This is a genomic window from Paenibacillus sp. FSL W8-0187 (genome assembly GCF_037969755.1).
In the GTDB taxonomy this organism is placed as follows: Bacteria; Bacillota; Bacilli; order Paenibacillales; family Paenibacillaceae; genus Paenibacillus_AQ.
This window is the reverse complement of sequence record NZ_CP150206.1, coordinates 4,712,807-4,729,138: the sequence shown is the minus strand read 5'-3', so window position 1 is coordinate 4,729,138 and position 16,332 is coordinate 4,712,807. Positions and strand designations below refer to the sequence as shown.

At 49.4% G+C, this 16,332-nt stretch carries 15 protein-coding genes; 14 read left to right on the top strand and 1 reads right to left on the bottom strand.

What is annotated here, in order from left to right; genetic code table 11:
- The first annotated feature begins 2 nt into the window (after positions 1 to 2).
- The 8 genes from MKY48_RS21160 to MKY48_RS21125 all read left to right on the top strand — a co-directional run bounded on the left by MKY48_RS21160 (position 3) and on the right by MKY48_RS21125 (position 7,115).
- A complete protein-coding gene (locus MKY48_RS21160; RefSeq protein ID WP_339266123.1) occupies positions 3 to 809 on the top strand; it encodes a hypothetical protein in 807 nt (268 codons plus the stop codon).
- A gap of 27 nt (positions 810 to 836) precedes the next feature.
- Entirely contained in the window at positions 837 to 1,349 is a 513-nt protein-coding gene (locus MKY48_RS21155; protein WP_339290773.1) for a hypothetical protein, read from the top strand.
- Positions 1,350 to 1,506: 157 nt separating this feature from the next.
- Positions 1,507 to 1,782 carry a WXG100 family type VII secretion target gene (locus tag MKY48_RS21150; protein WP_006211202.1) on the top strand — a complete coding sequence of 92 codons (276 nt, stop codon included), beginning with the start codon at positions 1,507 to 1,509 and terminating at the stop codon, positions 1,780 to 1,782.
- Positions 1,783 to 1,947: 165 nt separating this feature from the next.
- The gene (locus MKY48_RS21145; RefSeq protein WP_339290771.1) at positions 1,948 to 4,017 is read left to right on the top strand and encodes a hypothetical protein; all 2,070 of its coding nucleotides are present in this window, start codon (positions 1,948 to 1,950) and stop codon (positions 4,015 to 4,017) included.
- Between the two features lie 44 nt (positions 4,018 to 4,061).
- The gene (locus MKY48_RS21140) at positions 4,062 to 4,814 is read left to right on the top strand and encodes a vWA domain-containing protein (protein ID WP_076322112.1); all 753 of its coding nucleotides are present in this window, start codon (positions 4,062 to 4,064) and stop codon (positions 4,812 to 4,814) included.
- 12 nt (positions 4,815 to 4,826) lie between these two features.
- A complete protein-coding gene (locus MKY48_RS21135) occupies positions 4,827 to 5,669 on the top strand; it encodes a hypothetical protein (protein WP_339290769.1) in 843 nt (280 codons plus the stop codon).
- 159 nt (positions 5,670 to 5,828) lie between these two features.
- Positions 5,829 to 6,626: an SDR family NAD(P)-dependent oxidoreductase gene (locus MKY48_RS21130; protein ID WP_076322110.1), complete on the top strand. Its 798-nt coding sequence runs from the start codon at positions 5,829 to 5,831 to the stop codon at positions 6,624 to 6,626.
- Positions 6,627 to 6,734: 108 nt separating this feature from the next.
- The gene (locus MKY48_RS21125) at positions 6,735 to 7,115 is read left to right on the top strand and encodes a DnaJ family domain-containing protein (RefSeq protein ID WP_076322109.1); all 381 of its coding nucleotides are present in this window, start codon (positions 6,735 to 6,737) and stop codon (positions 7,113 to 7,115) included.
- A 124-nt stretch (positions 7,116 to 7,239) separates the two neighbouring features.
- Here MKY48_RS21125 and gluQRS read toward each other — a convergent pair whose 3' ends face one another.
- Positions 7,240 to 8,217, bottom strand: coding sequence for a tRNA glutamyl-Q(34) synthetase GluQRS (gene gluQRS / locus MKY48_RS21120; protein ID WP_339290766.1), 978 nt, complete (start codon positions 8,215 to 8,217; stop codon positions 7,240 to 7,242).
- A 182-nt stretch (positions 8,218 to 8,399) separates the two neighbouring features.
- Here gluQRS and hrpB point away from each other — a divergent pair, with 182 nt between their 5' ends.
- The 6 genes from hrpB (at position 8,400) to MKY48_RS21090 (ending at position 16,320) form a co-directional block, all read left to right on the top strand.
- Entirely contained in the window at positions 8,400 to 10,910 is a 2,511-nt protein-coding gene (gene hrpB / locus MKY48_RS21115) for an ATP-dependent helicase HrpB (RefSeq protein ID WP_339290764.1), read from the top strand.
- A gap of 78 nt (positions 10,911 to 10,988) precedes the next feature.
- Positions 10,989 to 11,540: a general stress protein gene (locus tag MKY48_RS21110; RefSeq protein ID WP_339290763.1), complete on the top strand. Its 552-nt coding sequence runs from the start codon at positions 10,989 to 10,991 to the stop codon at positions 11,538 to 11,540.
- A 400-nt stretch (positions 11,541 to 11,940) separates the two neighbouring features.
- Positions 11,941 to 13,137 carry an acyltransferase gene (locus MKY48_RS21105; RefSeq protein ID WP_339290762.1) on the top strand — a complete coding sequence of 399 codons (1,197 nt, stop codon included), beginning with the start codon at positions 11,941 to 11,943 and terminating at the stop codon, positions 13,135 to 13,137.
- 303 nt (positions 13,138 to 13,440) lie between these two features.
- Positions 13,441 to 13,800 (top strand): helix-turn-helix transcriptional regulator, encoded by a 360-nt coding sequence (locus MKY48_RS21100; RefSeq protein WP_071220214.1) that lies wholly within the window; start codon positions 13,441 to 13,443, stop codon positions 13,798 to 13,800.
- Between the two features lie 42 nt (positions 13,801 to 13,842).
- On the top strand, positions 13,843 to 14,847 hold the full coding sequence (locus MKY48_RS21095; RefSeq protein ID WP_339290761.1) for a Gfo/Idh/MocA family oxidoreductase: 1,005 nt from the start codon (positions 13,843 to 13,845) through the stop codon (positions 14,845 to 14,847).
- Positions 14,848 to 15,042: 195 nt separating this feature from the next.
- A complete protein-coding gene (locus MKY48_RS21090; protein WP_339290759.1) occupies positions 15,043 to 16,320 on the top strand; it encodes an MFS transporter in 1,278 nt (425 codons plus the stop codon).
- Positions 16,321 to 16,332 lie beyond the last annotated feature (12 nt).

The following is a 16,332-nucleotide window of genomic DNA, read 5'->3' as shown; positions in this document are numbered from 1 at the left end:
TAATGTTGACAATTCATGCTTCCAAACAAGAAACGATCACGCTGAACGACAAGGAATTTTTCTTCTTGGCTGGAATTATCGGATCGGACCGATTACTTGGTGTTGAAGATCCTTTTGTAGGATACTTAACGGAAGAAATCGCGGTTGAGTGGGAGAAAACCAAACAATCGCTCCTAAGCAAGCAATATTTGATTCAAGAGGAAGGCGGGGAATTGTCGATTCCACCCGAAGTCTTCTCAAGAGTAGCTATTGCCGGACTTGCGGAACGTGCGTGCTGGTTGAAATATGAAAATCAGGATTCGGCGTTTGAAGGATATCTGCATGTTACGGACGAACGGGTAATACAAGTATGCAGAAGCAGCGAAGACAACCGATGTTACCTGCTTAGCGAACTTGGTACTATCGAACAAACCTGCGATCAACTGGTGCAGGATCTGGCCCTAAGCGACCAAAACTGGGGGGATATACCGGCACTACTCCTTAGCCGGAAGGAATTCGGAGATATTTACACCTCCGTTTCCGAACAGAAGTGTGACGATATCGGCGATCGCTTGGCCAGGTTGACGGATGATGCGGAGGGTTCAATCGCTCTAGCGAAATGTATGAAAAACAAGGTGTCTTCGGGGGAACTCCAGCTGTCGATATGGAACGGAATCAGCTGGGAAAGTCAAAATGCAGCATTTATAGTGAACGAGTCCATGAATTGGCTGCTGCGTATGAGCCTGGAGGGAGACCAGGACTGGTTAACCGCAGCGCCAGCGACTAAAGAGCAGTTTCGTCATATGCTACTCATGTGGCTGAAACAGTAACAGAGCCTGTATGAAAGGTGAGGACCAATGCGTATTTCTGTCGAGCCGGAGTCTCTCCGGACGTTAAGCCGTCAGCTGCAGCATAGTGGCGATGAATATTTAGCGATTACGAGAACGCTCAACCAAGCTATGGAATCACTCGTTTGGGAGACGTCTCTCAAAGCGGCGGTTATTGATGAGTGGCAGTCTGCCCGGAGTCTTGGAGAGCATCTGGGAGCTCTTCTAGCTCAGCTGGGCAAGCATCTTCAAAGCAAAGCCGATGAATTTCAAGAAACGGATCATCAGTACCATACGATTTTGGAGCATGCAATCATAAGTACAGTATCACCGACAGCTCTGTTTGCGGCTTCCGGCATGGAGGGACGTTCATCCATATTACCGGAATATGGTAATTCCTCGACGGTAATATCGAACCCGAGTTCGGTAGCCGCTGCCGTAGGTATGGCCAGTGGAGACAACGGGGATTCGGCTAAACAAGCCGCATTAGCCGGGCAAAGCTGGACCTTTACCGATCCGTCTTCATTTGGTATTGCCAACTAAATTCCTATTCCCTTTGGGATAATCAGGATGGTAAATGTTTCAAATTGGGACGTATAGGGTAACTGGAAATTAGGTCTGAGGACATTTTGATAAACTGAGACTCTTGGGCTAAGATGTCAAGTGTCACCAGAAAACGAATTTCTAGGAGGTTACATAAATGGCAGGACGTATTTTAATTACGCCAGAGCAAGTCGAGCAAGTAGCGAACCAATTTAAACAAAGCGGTGATCAAAGTCAGCAAATCGTTAACAGCCTGACTCAATCGATCAACGGTATGGAAGGTCAATGGGACGGTATGACGAAGCAGCGCTTTTTCCAAGAATTCCAGGAAGCAAGCCGCTTGATGAACTCCTTCGTACAAACGCTTGACAGCATCAGCAATGAGCTGAAAGCGATCGCTCAGAAATTCCGTATGGCTGACGAATCTCGTTAATACCCATTCGGAGACTTTTGCTTTATAATAGTTTAATAGGCAGAATAAACCGGGTGGAAGACAACCCGGTTTTCTTGCAATTTTGGATGTTTAGAATATAACAATCTGGTTAATAGAGTAGAGAGTTATATAGTTAGGTAACGGAGTTAAGAGAGGATGACGTTCATGACATTTCAGCCAAACCCGGGCGATGGGATTGTTGTAAATGGAACGGCTTATACAGTAGGGCAGCATCCCGCAGCGCCAGGCGTAGCCTACGCCCAAGCTGGGCGGCAGGGAATCGTCTATCAGCTGCTTCCTGTGGATGGGGAGCTGCATGAAGCCAAAGCACTAAAGGTGTTTTTTCCTAAGTTCAGAATTCCGGCTATGGTGTACCAATCCGAGCATATGGGGAATTATCGCGAGATACCGGGTTTGCAGGTAAGTAGTCGAGAGGTGCTCACTCCCGAAAGAAACGGAGATTTGATAGCGGAATATCCGGATTTGCTCTACGCGGTCATCATGCCATGGATTCATGGATGTACTTGGTTTGACGTAATAAGCGATCAGCGTAATCTGGGACGTTCTGAAAGTCTGATGCTTGCCAAGGCATTGGCAGCCATCGGTTCAAGCATGGAGCAGCGCGGATTAGCACACTGTGACCTGTCTGCGCCCAATGTCATGCTTCCGTTTTTTTCGGAAGTGAAGCTGCCGGAAGGCGCTGCCGCCGTTGAGCTTGTCGATGTGGAGCAGATGTACAGCCCCAAAATGGATCGACCTGATGTTTTGCTTGCTGGCTCTCCTGGATATGCGGCTCATCGAACGGTACATAGCGGGTTATGGAGTGCGTATGCCGACCGTTTCGCGGGCGCTGTTATCATTGCGGAAATGCTGGGATGGAGCGATCCGGCTATCGTTAATCGGGCATGGGGCGAAAGTTATTTTGACCAGCATGAAATGCAGACTCCGTGCGAGCGTTATTTTTCACTGAAAAAGTCGCTGGGTCAGCGTTGGGGTACACGGATTTCGGATCTGTTCGGCAGAACCTGGGACAGTCAGGATTTGAGCAGCTGTCCTACCTTTGGTGAGTGGCTGATTGCATTATCCTCATTAAGTGAGGAAGAAGTGGTGGAGGAAGTATCAGCCGCTGCAGCCGCTGCAACTGCCCATGACGACCATTCGGATGAACCCCGTTCTGATACTTCCCAAGAGGTGCCGGCTGAGATTATGGCATCGCTTGGAATTGAGCCAGGCACCCGAGAGGTCAACGACAGTGTGGTTGGACGTTTGTTTCATCAGGCGCGTGATCTGGAGGATGCGGGCAATCTTTCCGGTGCGTTGGAAATATTCCGCTCCGCGTATCATTTTGTAAAAAAGGATAGTCCGCTTGAAGTGGAGCTTGCCGCTGCTATACAGGGGCTCGAGGAGCAGCTTCGTCCGGCTGAAGAATCATCCAGCAAAGGCATTAAAGCACTATTGTTATCCCGTAAATTCATGCTCTCGGCCGCTGCGGCTATCGTCATATTGGCAGGTTCTGCGATTACGGTGAACCAGATTTTGGCGGAGAAGGCAGAGAGTCGTCAGTTGGATGCCCAGCGATTAGCCGAGCAGCAAGCGCAGGAGAAAGAAGCAGCTGCCCGCAAGCAAGAGGAAGAAGCGCGGAAGCAGCAGGAAGAGGCGGCTCAGAAAGAAGCAGAATCTAAGAAAGCGGAAGAGGAGCGCTTGAAGGCAGAAGAGGCCAAGAAGGCTAAAGAAGCTGAGCAGGCGCTGAAGGAACAGGAGAAAACCGAGCTTCAGGCAAAGTATGAGAAGCAGGCGAAGTATGAAGCTTACCTGGCATCGCTAGAAGAGAAGAAAAAGAAGCAAGTATTGCAAGAGAAATATGATAATCAAGTCAAGTATGAAGCGTACTTAGCCCAAATGGAAGAGAAGAAGAAAAAGGCGGCCCAGGAAGCAGCGGCTGCCAAGGCGGAGGCAGAGCGTCAGGCGAAAGCCAGGGCTGCCCAAGAGGCCCAAGCCGCAATGCTTCAGAAGCAGCGTTCACAAAACGTAGTAGAACTGGTTGCCCTATATAATAAGGCGTATAATGCCCAGGTAGCTGGCAATAAAGACCGCGCTAAGAATGCCGCGCGTGAGTTCATAGAGCTGTATAACAACGATAAAGCCTATTATAAGACGGTTGGTAAAATGAGCAGCCGCCTTAATAATCTGCAGGAATTCATAAGTAACGACAGCCACTGGATACCAAAACTATAAAGAAGTAAACATGACGAAAATGCAGGGGTGAATGTTAATTCACGATGAACTATACCATTCAAGCATCACAGCGCACGCCAGCGCTCATTATATATCTGATTGATATCAGCGCGTCTATGAATATGCTGATGGAGGACCGCAGGCGGATCGACGTCGTATACGAAGCATTATCCTTGGCCATTCGGCAAATGGTGTTTCGCTCCACCAAAGGGAATCGGCTGACGCCGAGGTACCGGATCGCCATTCTTGCTTACAGCGATGATGTCTATGATTTGTTAAACGGGATCAAGGGCATTGACGAAATTGCGGCGATCGGATCGCTTCCGGACTTAACGCCTAAACGGTTCTCCGATTCGGCGAAAGCGTTCCTTCAAGCCGAGAAAATTCTGCAATCGGAGATTCCGAATATGCAGGATTGCCCTGCACCGCTTGTGTGTCATATGACGGACGGTGTAGCCACGGGAGAGGATCCGGAACCAATTGCTCGCCGCATCATGAACATGAGCGTTCCGGACGGCAACGTGCTCGTGGAGAATATTTTCATTTCCGATCATCTGATGAGCCAGCCGATATCCGAACCGCGTCGATGGAAGGGGATTTTGGCTGATACATCGCTTGAGGATGAACATGCGCGCAAACTTAAAATGATGTCTTCCGTTCTTCCCGAAAGCTATCGAGAAATGCTGCTAGAGGCGGATTATCAACTGAGCCCGGGAGCCTTGATGATGCTTCCAGGCACTTGCTCTGAGCTGGTGTCCATCGGGTTTCAGATGTCAGCTGCCACGCCGGTAAGGTAAGAGGTCACAAGGATGAAGCGATCATACACGAGAAGCATGGAATCGTTGGGAATTCGTAAGCAGAAGGCTCAAGCAGCGTCGTTTTATTACGAGAGCAAGCAGACCGTGGAAGAACCGATTACGAAGATTAAAGATTTGTTCACATGTCGTTATGCGTATGGCAGAGCGGCAGAATCTGTCATGCTCTCCGAGATGGGTCAGGATTTCATTGCGTTAAAGATGAATGAAGATGTGTGCCATTTTGTACTGTGTGATGGTGTCGGATTGAGTTATCGAGGCGATGTGGCTTCACGTCTGCTGGGTCAGGGGTTAATGAACTGGCTGGAAACGGTGGAGGAACTCACGAGCGCATCGCTTGAACGCAAACTGAAGGAACTTACCCATGAAGCCGATCGGGAAATGCGGACGCATTCGCTGAGTTCCGAAACGCCAAAGCTGCTTCGTGAAGTACTGGAGGAGAAGCAGCGCAAGGGAAGCGAAGCCATGTATATTTGCGGACGCATAGAGCTCTCTTCGGGTTTTCGTCGCAAAGGAAGGCTGTGGCTCGCATGGCAGGGTGATTCCAGGGTACGCTTGTGGCGCAAGGAAGACGAGATCACCTCGGTATTCGGAGATCGTTTCCGAACGTCGGAACGCTGGTCTTCCCGAAGTGGACCGATCGGAGGCAGTCCTCATGTGTTCTCGTGCAAATTAGACCCGGAGACCGAATATCGGCTTCAGCTATACAGCGATGGGCTCAACGATCTGGACCCGATGAAGGAGCCGATTCCCGACGAGCAGGTGCAAGTATTAATGAATGCTCGCCATACGGACGGTCTGGAAGATGATGCTTCGTTTCTGGAGATTGTATGGTAGGTTCCCAAGAAGTATGGTATGATAAACGCTGAGTCGGACCCTAGGGTCCGGCTTTTTTGTGCAAAAAATTAGAAATCATGATTATAAAACAACTCCTTTTGGGTAATCTTGTGACAGATGAATGCATAACGGATGACGATTAAAAGGAGCGTGTTGATAATGAATGAAGGACACGGACGTTTTCATGGGAGAACAGCGATCATTACCGGAGCCGGATCAGGCATCGGAAAAGCAGCGGCCATTCACCTGGCGAAGGAAGGCGCAAACGTTGCCTTATTTGATCTCTTGGATGACCGAACGAATAAAGCGGAATCGGAGATCAACTCGATTCGGGAGGGTTCAGCCAGAGCTTTTGACGTGGATACCACAGATCCTGACCGGGTGGAGAAGGCGGTCCTCGAAACGGTGGAGATTTTTGGCGGTGTGGATATCGTATTTGCCAATGCAGGGATTAATGGCGTGATGACGCCAATTGATGAAATGAAGCTGGAGGAATGGACCAAGACGCTGAACGTGAATTTGAACGGTACGTTTCTGACGGTCAAATATGCGATTCCGCACCTCAAGAAACGGGGACAGGGCAGCATTATCATTACCAGCTCCGTCAATGGTACCCGAACCTTCTCCAACTTTGGGATGAGCGCTTACAGCACAACCAAAGCGGGACAGGTGGCTTTTGCGAAGATGGCTGCGCTGGAGCTGGCAAAATTCAAGATCAGGGTTAATGTAATCTGCCCCGGCGCAATTTCTACCAACATTGATCAAAGCACGAAGAAGCAGGGCGATCTGGAGGAGATCGTGATTCCGGTGGAATATCCGGAGGGGAGCCAGCCGCTGTCTGACGGTCCGGGTACGCCTGAAGAGGTCGCGGATTTGGTGGCGTTTCTCGCTTCCGATCAGTCGAGACATATTACAGGGGCTCAAATATTCATAGATGGAGCCGAATCGCTGTTGTAAATGAGATCAGTTGAACCCCCAAAGGTTCCCTGCATTTAGAACTTGGAATATAAACTGCGCTGCTATATGATGAGGAGGACGAAGGGAAAAGGAGGAGGCTGGATAATAATGAGCATCTTTTCCAGATTGGCTGAGCAGAAGATTGAAGAAGCGATCCGTAACGGGGAGCTCGATCATTTGCCTTTTGCCGGGAAGAAACTTCCGATCGACGATCTTTCGCACATTCCGGAAGATCTGAGAATGTCCTACCGCATCATGAAAAATGCGGGTTATGTTCCTGAAGAAGTTACACTTCGCAAGGAATGCGTTCAACTGTATGACCTACTCGGTGCAGCCCAAAACGAGGGTGAGCAGGAGCAGCTTCAACGCAAGCTGAATGAAAAGCATCTAAGACTGCAATTGCTGATGGAACAGCGGGGCCTTAGCGGTAATAGCGCGTTTACACAGTATGAGTCCAAGGTCAGGGAACGATTAACCCATGAGGAATAACAGAACAGCGCCAGCCTTTCTTCTCTTTTCGAGAATGATAGTGCTGGCGCTGATTGTTTGTCGGGATGTGAAGGAACGTAATTTGAATAATGCTCAATGAATCCCTTATTTCGGTGAGCTGTACTTAGGATTCAAACAGCTGATTTTTGACATGATCCGTCATTTTTATCGGGGCAGAGGATACTTTCGATAAGTCAAAAACAGGAATTAGATCCTCAGGGCGAACGGATTCCAAATGATCCAGAAGGCCGGCGGTCCAAGCCAGCCAGCCGATGATGCGTTCGGGCATCAGGCCCTGGCCGCGAAGAAATGAGAGGCTAAGTCCGCGGGTTCTCTTAGCGAGCCTTCTGCCTTCCGCATCCACCATCAGCGGGGTGTGCGCAAACTGTGGCGGGTGGTAGCCTAATGCTTGGTATAACAGAAGCTGACGTGGGGTGGAGTCCAGTAGATCGGCTCCTCGGAGTACATGGGTTATGCCCATTAAGGCATCATCCACGACTACCGCTAGTTGATATGAGATAATATCGTCTGCCCTGCGAACCACAAAGTCTCCTCCATCGGATAGCCGATAGGACTGCTCTCCGGCGATGCCATCAACAAAGGAAACGATCGTCTGCGGTACCTTCATCCGCAGCGAAGGTTTCTTATGAAGCTCTCTAAGCACCGCTTCCTCCCGAGTTAAATCTCTGCAAGTTCCCGGGTAGCGGAGGCCTTCCGATGCAATGCCGTGCGGTGCGCTGGCTGCAGCCGTGATATCGGCCCGACTGCAATAGCAGGGGTATAGTTTATTCGATTCCTTCAGCTTGCTGATTTCCCGCTCGTACAGCGCTTGGCGTGCCGCCTGATGATAAGGTCCATAGGCACCGGCCATACCAGGACCTTCATCCCAATCCAAACCGAGCCATTCCAGATCTCTCATAATCTCGACGGCAAGCTCCTGTCGGGAACGCTGGACATCGATATCTTCTATTCGGAGTATATATTGGCCGTTCATACTCCTTATTTGCAGCCATCCAAGTAAAGCGGTCAATGCATTGCCGATGTGCATTTTGCCTGATGGCGTAGGGGCAAAGCGACCGCGAAATGTGGCATGCTGCTCCATACAGTTCACCTTCTTGACTCCATGAATCTTGATGTTCACTTGGGAATGATATTCATATTGTAGCGCAATTATATCGATACTTTCCAGCCGTGGCGAACAAGGAGCTCCCCTTGACGAACATCGGGTGTTTTATATAATTAAGGGATTATATTGATATTTATTAGGATAACGGAGATGTATCCATGACTGAATTACCGATTCACCGAATACTTCCACAATTGAAAATGGCTTTATCTACTGGGACCCATGCGGTTTTGATCGCTGAACCGGGTGCAGGCAAGACGACCCAGGTGCCCTTAGCATTCCTGAATGAACCCTGGCTGGAAGGCAAGCGGATCATCATGTTGGAGCCCAGAAGGATCGCAGCCCGCTCGGCCGCGAGTTACATGGCATCCTCTTTAGGAGAGGCAGTTGGTGAGACGATCGGATATCGCGTCCGAATGGACAGCAAGATCGGGCAGAATACGCGGATCGAAGTTGTGACGGAAGGCATCATGACGCGCATGCTGCAGGATGATCCGGAATTAACCGGCATTGGTATGATTATATTCGACGAATTTCATGAACGAAATTTGCAGGGCGATACCGGCCTGGCTTTTGCGATGGAATCCCAGTCGGTGCTGCGGGAAGACTTAAGGCTGCTCGTCATGTCTGCCACCCTTGAGGCCGCACCAGTAGCGAAGCTTCTTGGCGATGCACCAATCATCGTTAGTGAAGGGCGTGCTTTTCCAGTGTCTACTCACTATTTGCGCTCATTCTCTCTCGAAGAGTTACATAAAGGTGTTGCGAGTGCCATCATGCGGTCACTCTCCGAACAGGAAGGCGATATTCTAGTATTTTTGCCGGGCGCCCGCGAAATCAGGAGGACCGCTAACGAATTATTAAGAATGGGTTTAAGGGAAGATGTCGTCATTCGAGAGTTATACAGCGCGCTTCCCATAGATAAGCAGGATGAAGCGATTAGACGCGATTCGAATGGCAGGCGTAAAATCGTACTCTCCACAAGCATTGCCGAGAGCAGTATTACCATTGAGGGGATCATGACCGTTATTGACAGCGGTTATATGCGGACGGAGGTGTTCTCGCCGAGAACGGGACTGCCGCAATTGATTACGAGACGGTTATCCCGGGCATCCGCGGATCAGAGGAGGGGAAGGGCTGGACGTGTATCTGCTGGTGTATGTTATCGCTTATGGAGTGAGGAAGAGCATCGCCATCTGCCGGAAAGCACCATTCCGGCGATCCGTGAATCCGATCTGACGCCGCTGGCCTTGGAATTGGCAGTATGGGGGACGCGCGACCCGGAGCAGCTTGCCTGGCTTGATGTGCCGCCTCGACCAGCTCTTACGCAAGGGCAAACGTTATTGAAGCAGCTGTCGGCTTTGGATGATTCGGGCAGTATTACACAGCATGGCCGTGAGATGGCGCTTCTCGGGCTTCATCCAAGGCTGGCCCACATGCTGCTGAAGGCACAAGAACTAGGCGAGGCATCGCTGGCCATCCGAATGGCTGTACTGCTTCAGGAGCGTGATATCATGAGCAGAGGTGAAGCCTTAAGGGATCAGGATATGCGTTCGCGCGTGGAGCGGCTTCTCGCGTATGAACAAGGTGGGCAGCGGTTCGCCGAACAAGATATGTCCAATGAAGCCGTACTGCAGCGGATGAAACAAGAGATTAGGAAACTGCATACACAGCTAAATATCACATATACAGTAAGCGGGGATCTGAACCTCTGTGGACTATTGCTGTCATTCGCCTACCCGGATCGGATCGCAAAGAACAGGGGAGGAACCGGGTTCCTTATGCGAAGCGGCAGAGGTGTGAAATTGGTGTCGGTACAGCCTATGAGCCGTGCCCCGTATATTGTGGTCGCTGCAGTTGATGATCAAGGCGCGGACGGCAATATTCAGCTTGCCTCTGAAATGGATGAATTATGGCTCGATAAGTATTATCATGGCGAGATGGAACAGTATAAAGAGGTCGTATGGGATGCTGCTACCGGCAGCATCAGGGCGAGACAAAAGCAGATGCTTGGAGCGATCGTGATCAAGGAGCAATCCTATTCGAATCCAACTGGAGAGGAAATAGCGCTAGCCTTGCTGCAAGGGATCAGGCAAGAGGGCCTTGGATTGTTACAGTGGAGCAAGGCAGCATTGCAGCTGAGAGAGCGGCTGGCTTTTATGTTCCGACATGATCCCGAGGGGAATTGGCCTGATGTTTCGGACGAAGGCCTGATGAATCAGGCGGAGGAGTGGCTGCTCCCTTATTTGGACGGGCTGCGGAATCGAAATGATATGAGACGTCTTGCTCCGGGAACGCTCTTGGAGCATATGCTTAGCTGGGAGCAAAAGCAGCAGCTTCAGAAGGAAGCGCCAACTCATATCAGGGTACCGAGCGGGTCCTTAATCCCAATTAACTACAGTGACCCTGAACAACCGTTCCTGGCTGTTCGCCTGCAGGAAATATTCGGACTTCAGGATACTCCGCGAATTGCCAATGGACGGGTTGCGTTGACCTTGCATTTGTTGTCACCTGCACAAAGGCCCGTTCAGGTAACCTCGGATTTATCCAGTTTCTGGCGCAGCGGCTATTTCGATGTGAAAAAAGACTTAAAGGGAAGATATCCTAAACATTATTGGCCTGATGATCCCATGGAGGCGACTGCAACCCATCGGATCCGGCCCAAGGCTTAACAGAGCAGCGTCACGTTTAATTTCACCTTCCGTCGGGTAATGTTAAATATGAACGACCACCGATGAGGAGGGTTTATCATGGAGAAGAAAATTGTTGGAGTATTCCGTTCGGAACAGGAAGCGGCTCAAGCCATCGAGCAGCTTCAGCAGCATGGGATTCCGAATGATGCCATTTCGATTATAGCGAAGGATAAACGCGAAGCAGACATGATTGCTGAACAGACGGGAACGATGGCGCCAGAAGGAGTAGCTGCAGGCGCAGCAACAGGCGGCATACTTGGGGGTACGGCAGGTTTGCTGGCAGGACTTGGGGCTTTGGCTATTCCCGGCATCGGTCCGATTCTTGCCGCAGGACCTATTGCAGCGACGCTTACCGGCGCAGCAGTGGGTGCGGGAGCCGGGGGGCTGGTCGGTGGTTTTATCGGCCTTGGCATCCCGGAAGATGAGGCGAAAGAGTACGAGTCCTATATAGAGCAAGGACGGATTCTGGTACTGGTTGACGCTGATCAAGAAAATACAGGCGTCTACGATATATTCCGCGATTATGATTATAGAAACGAGGGTCGTGCCGGTGCGGTTGATCTGGATCGGGACGATATGCTTCCGCCGCGAGGCACTACGCTGCTGTAAGGAAACAAACCCGGTTCTCATTGGAACCGGGTTTTATATTGATATCAATCGCGGTCTGTCTTCTATGAAGGTTCATCGACAGACGTATTTCTTTTTGATATCTGAAAACCTTTTTATAATACATAAACTCATGACGGATTATCACATGCGAACAAATTCAGGCATACTCCTCACGACAGTCAAGATAGAGATTGATGAAGCAAAGAAAAGCCTGGAGTACGCCAAAGCTAAACTTGTTCATCTAGAAGTCCAACTGGCTGAGTTGCAGAAGTAAATAACAAGGGGACCTTCTTCGAGGGTCCTTAACCTCAGGATCAGTAAATAATTGGATTACCCGATTCAGGGCAGTGTCCCTTACAATGAGGAGTGTTCACACGAAGTCAGACGAAGGGGGAGCAGTATGCCCAAAGAAAGAATACCGGAAATTGAGCGCTTGCGGGGAATTGCTTTCCTGGCTGTAGTCTTACAGCACTCCATCGCGCACTATTCTGTCGCGCCGGGAATGACGACAGGCGATGGTTTGATGATGGCAGTTCTTCTGATGGTGACGAAATTTGCTGTGCCCGTCTTTATTTTTATTACTGGCATGGTGCTGTTTTATAACGATAAAGGTCAACTGTATTACGGAAAGTTCATCAAGAGGCGTTTTGGTGATATCTACGTTCCGTTTGCGGTATGGACCTTGATTACTTTATTGATCAATCATAAGTTTAATCCCACTGTAATTGAGGATTGGAAGTATCTTGGCGAAGTATGGTTAACCGGGAAATCGAGCTCGCATTTTTGGTACATCATTATGCTGTTTCAGTTCTATTTGCTGTACCCGCTGTTCCGCTCCGCTATATTAGGAATAAAGAAGCGATGGGGCTGGCAGACGCAGCTTACGATATTGATTGTATCCGGGTTATTGTACGTGGGTTTAACAGGAATTATCAATGATATTGGCCAATGGATGGGAAGCCTGAATATCCCGGTATGGAGTGAGCTGTTCACAACCTACGCAGATCGAAATGCACTCTATTATTTCTTCTATTTTGCGCTGGGGGTGGCGGCCGGATTATACCATGACGCTTGGAAAAAATGGCTGCAAAAGGCACGGCCGGCGATATGGCTCGCCTTCGCATTTTTGTTCGGATGGATGCTCATCCAGGCCGTTAATGAAATCCGTTCCGCCGCGAATGGCGCGATCACATTCTATTCCTTATCGCTGCTTCGCCCGATGATGGCACTTTTTCTGATTAGCTCTATATTGGTCATGTACGATGTGGCTGGTTGGATATGTCGTCATGCCGGAGCGGGAGCGAATGCGCTTCTGACCTCCATTGGGCTCTATTCGTATGGTGCTTACCTGATCCATCTATTGACACTACGTATGAGCTATGCAGTCGACGAATCTATGCTGATCAGCATGCACCCTCTGGTTCGTATACTCTCTTCATGGATCATCAGCGTGGGCGTGGCTTATGGTGCCACTCGCCTGCTAGCCAAGCTGCCGTTCGGGAAGTGGCTTGTCGGAATCGCCGGAGCAAGAAGAAATCGCGGGGTTCGCCCATACGGCAAATCGCGTCCAAACACCGGCACATCCACCGGGATGTGAAGAATTAAACCCACCCTCCGAGGGTGGGTTTTTTCATGAAACCAATCCTTGATCCACCAACCACCCAAAAAACAGCAGATGAAAAACCACGCACTATATAATTTCATTATATGAAAAATTCACAATAGTATAAACACTGACGCTCTTGCATCATTCTTCTTCATCCAAGACCCAACCACGTTTCAATCTATGCCTTCTTGGTTTAAAAAGAGGGGGATGCTTCCTATTGTGCAAACTGGGAAACTGTGGGTTATAATTAGGTATATTATGGGACAAGTAGCTCGTGAAGGAGGAGGCGTCCAGATGGCATTTATGATCGCCCAGCGTGCTTTTATCAAAGTATATCTCATTACCATGGTGGAGCAGCAGCGCGGATATGGATATCAGATGCTGGAAGAACTGCGGCAAGAATTCAAGAGCCATGGATATTCACCGCCGCAAAGCGAAATTTACCGGGCTCTGCATGAGTTGGTGCAAGAAGGTGTATTATACCGTACCAAGCAGCTGAAAGGGAATGATCCGCGGGTCGATTTTCAAGAAATCGTTCTTTATCATTTTACTGATGACGGTGCCGAGAAAGCTAAACTCTACAAAAAACAGGTTAAAACAGATTTGGATCGGTGTTTGGGGATTCTTCATAAAGCGGTCAACGATAATTTTTAAAAAAACATCTGAACGGAATGCAGCCAAAGGAGGAATGACCTCGTGAGCAAGAAATTGCGCTTTGGAATTATGAGCACTGCTCGGATCGCAAGAAATTCAATGATACCAGGCATATTGAAATCGGAACGCTGTGAAGTCGGGGCGGTCGCTAGCCGCAATGCAGACAAAGCAAGTGAGCTCGCGGATCGATATCATATCGGGAAATACTACGGATCTTATGACGAGCTCCTGGAAGACCCCGACATTGATGCGGTATATATTCCTTTACCGAATCACCTTCATAAACCTTGGACCATCAAAGCGGCGCAGGCCGGCAAGCACATCTTATGCGAGAAACCGGCAGCCCTGACCGAAGCGGATGTCCGTGAGATGGCTGAGGCTGCTAAAGCACACAACGTGCTGTTCGCGGAAGCCTTTATGTACCGATATCATCCGAAACACGCGCGTGTTCGCGAAATCATCGAAAGCGGCGAAATCGGCCAACTGCGCGGAATTCACGGATCGTTTACCTTCAACAATGCGGAGGATAAAAGCAATGTTCGTTACAGCAAGGATATGGGCGGAGGTTCAATCTATGACGTGGGATGCTATCCCATCTCAGCGGCGCGCATGATTTATGGTCAGGAACCAAAGGCTGTAACGGCCCATGCTTTTTTCTCTGAGGAGCATGACGGTGTGGACATGATGGTCCACGGGATGGTGGAATTTGACGATGGACTGGGACTTACATTTGAGTGCGGGATGTGGACATATTCCAGATGCTCTTTAGAGATCGCAGGAACGGAGGGCAGGATTGAGCTTCCTTCTGCCTTTGGATGGGAGCGCATGGAGGACATGGCCCAGATCTGCGTTCATACGGCCAAGGGATCCCGTGAGGAGAAGGTAGGGATTTACAACCACTTTGCATTGCAAGCGGATGCGATGGCAGCGGCCGTGATGGACGGAACGCCGCTCCCTTATGGTCCGGAAGATGCCATCAGCAATATCAGAGCCATTGAAGCGTGTCTTCAAGCAGCCAGATCCTCATCGCGAGTGGTTATTAAATAAAGAAGCAACACTGTCAAAATAATCGTTAGACTCAATAAATCGCCGTGATGGCGATTTATTTTTTTTACCTATTGCATTCCTCTTCAAAATCATTAAAATAAACTTAACGATAAAATAATTTTAACGTAAATATTATTTTAATGGACTGAAAAAGTTTAATGTAATTATCCATTTAACGAAGAGGAGAAAGAAACCATGCAAAATGCCGCTGTTCTGGAAAAGCAAGGCTTTGGTCAGCTCTTGAAAATTCGCCCGTACTTGATTTATTTATCTGCCCAGGCTATTACCCGATTCGGAGATTCCCTGGATTCCATCGCTTACAGCTGGATGGTCTATATGCTCACAGGTTCCGAACTGTTAATGGGTACATTGTTCGCCTTTAATTTTCTGCCCGGGTTGCTTTTCAGTTTGTTTACCGGCACCTATGTCGATCGCTGGCCGAAGAAACTCGTCCTGGCACTAACCTATCTCAGTCGCGGTATTGTGGTTTCGCTAACGGCCTTTCTGTACGCTGTAGGTTCTCTTGAAGTCTGGCATTTGTTCCTGTTCACGTTTCTAAATTCAACTCTGGAGTGCTTCTCCAGACCCGCCGAGACCTCCATAGTCCCCCGGCTGCTTCCCAAGGATAAACTGCTGGCAGGCAATTCTTTCTCAACTTCCGTAAGTCGGAGCGCTGAATTAATCGGTTTATCCATCGCCGGTGCCCTTATTGCTCTGATCGGAATTTCGGGGACGATCTTGATTGATGCTATAACGTTTCTAATTGCAGCAGCTATTATCGCTTTTATGCCGAATCCGGAGGCAGCCGAACAGGCTGAAGCCAAGGAAACCTCCGCACGGCCAGAGACAGAGATGAATAAAACGGTGTTCGGCGATATTAAAGAGGCTCTTCTTTTTGTGAAGCAGCATACGCTGCTCCTTATAACAACCGTGCTTGCCATGATCAATAATTTCTGTTTGGCCCCCCTGAACGTACTGCAGCCGGTCTACGTCAAAGAGACCTTGGGTGCAGGACCCGGAGGTCTGAGCGTTTTAGGAACGGGCCTCCTGATCGGTATGATTTGCAGCGGGTTATGGATTGGACGTTATGGGAAGAGCTTCAAAAAGAGCACGTTGATCATGTCAGGGTCTATCATGCTCGGAATCGGTTATTTTGCGTTAGGGATTCCAGGGCATCTGCCGGCATGGCGCGTGGAGTCTGCGGCGGTCTGCATGTTTGTTGCCGGATTTGCCGTCTCTTTACTTAGTGCCCCTATCTCGACATATCTGATGGAAGTAACGCCTCGGCATATGCTCGGCAGAATAGGTGCCCTTATGGCGGTGGCGTGCACGGCTGCCATTCCTGTGGGAAGCTTGATTACCGGAGTTGTAGCGGAGTATTACTCTCCTCCCATTCTGTATTCGATCATGGGAATTGTCATGATACTGCCCGTCATATTTCTCATTCGGAAGAAGAGTTTCCGTGCCATTTAAATCCTTCGCATT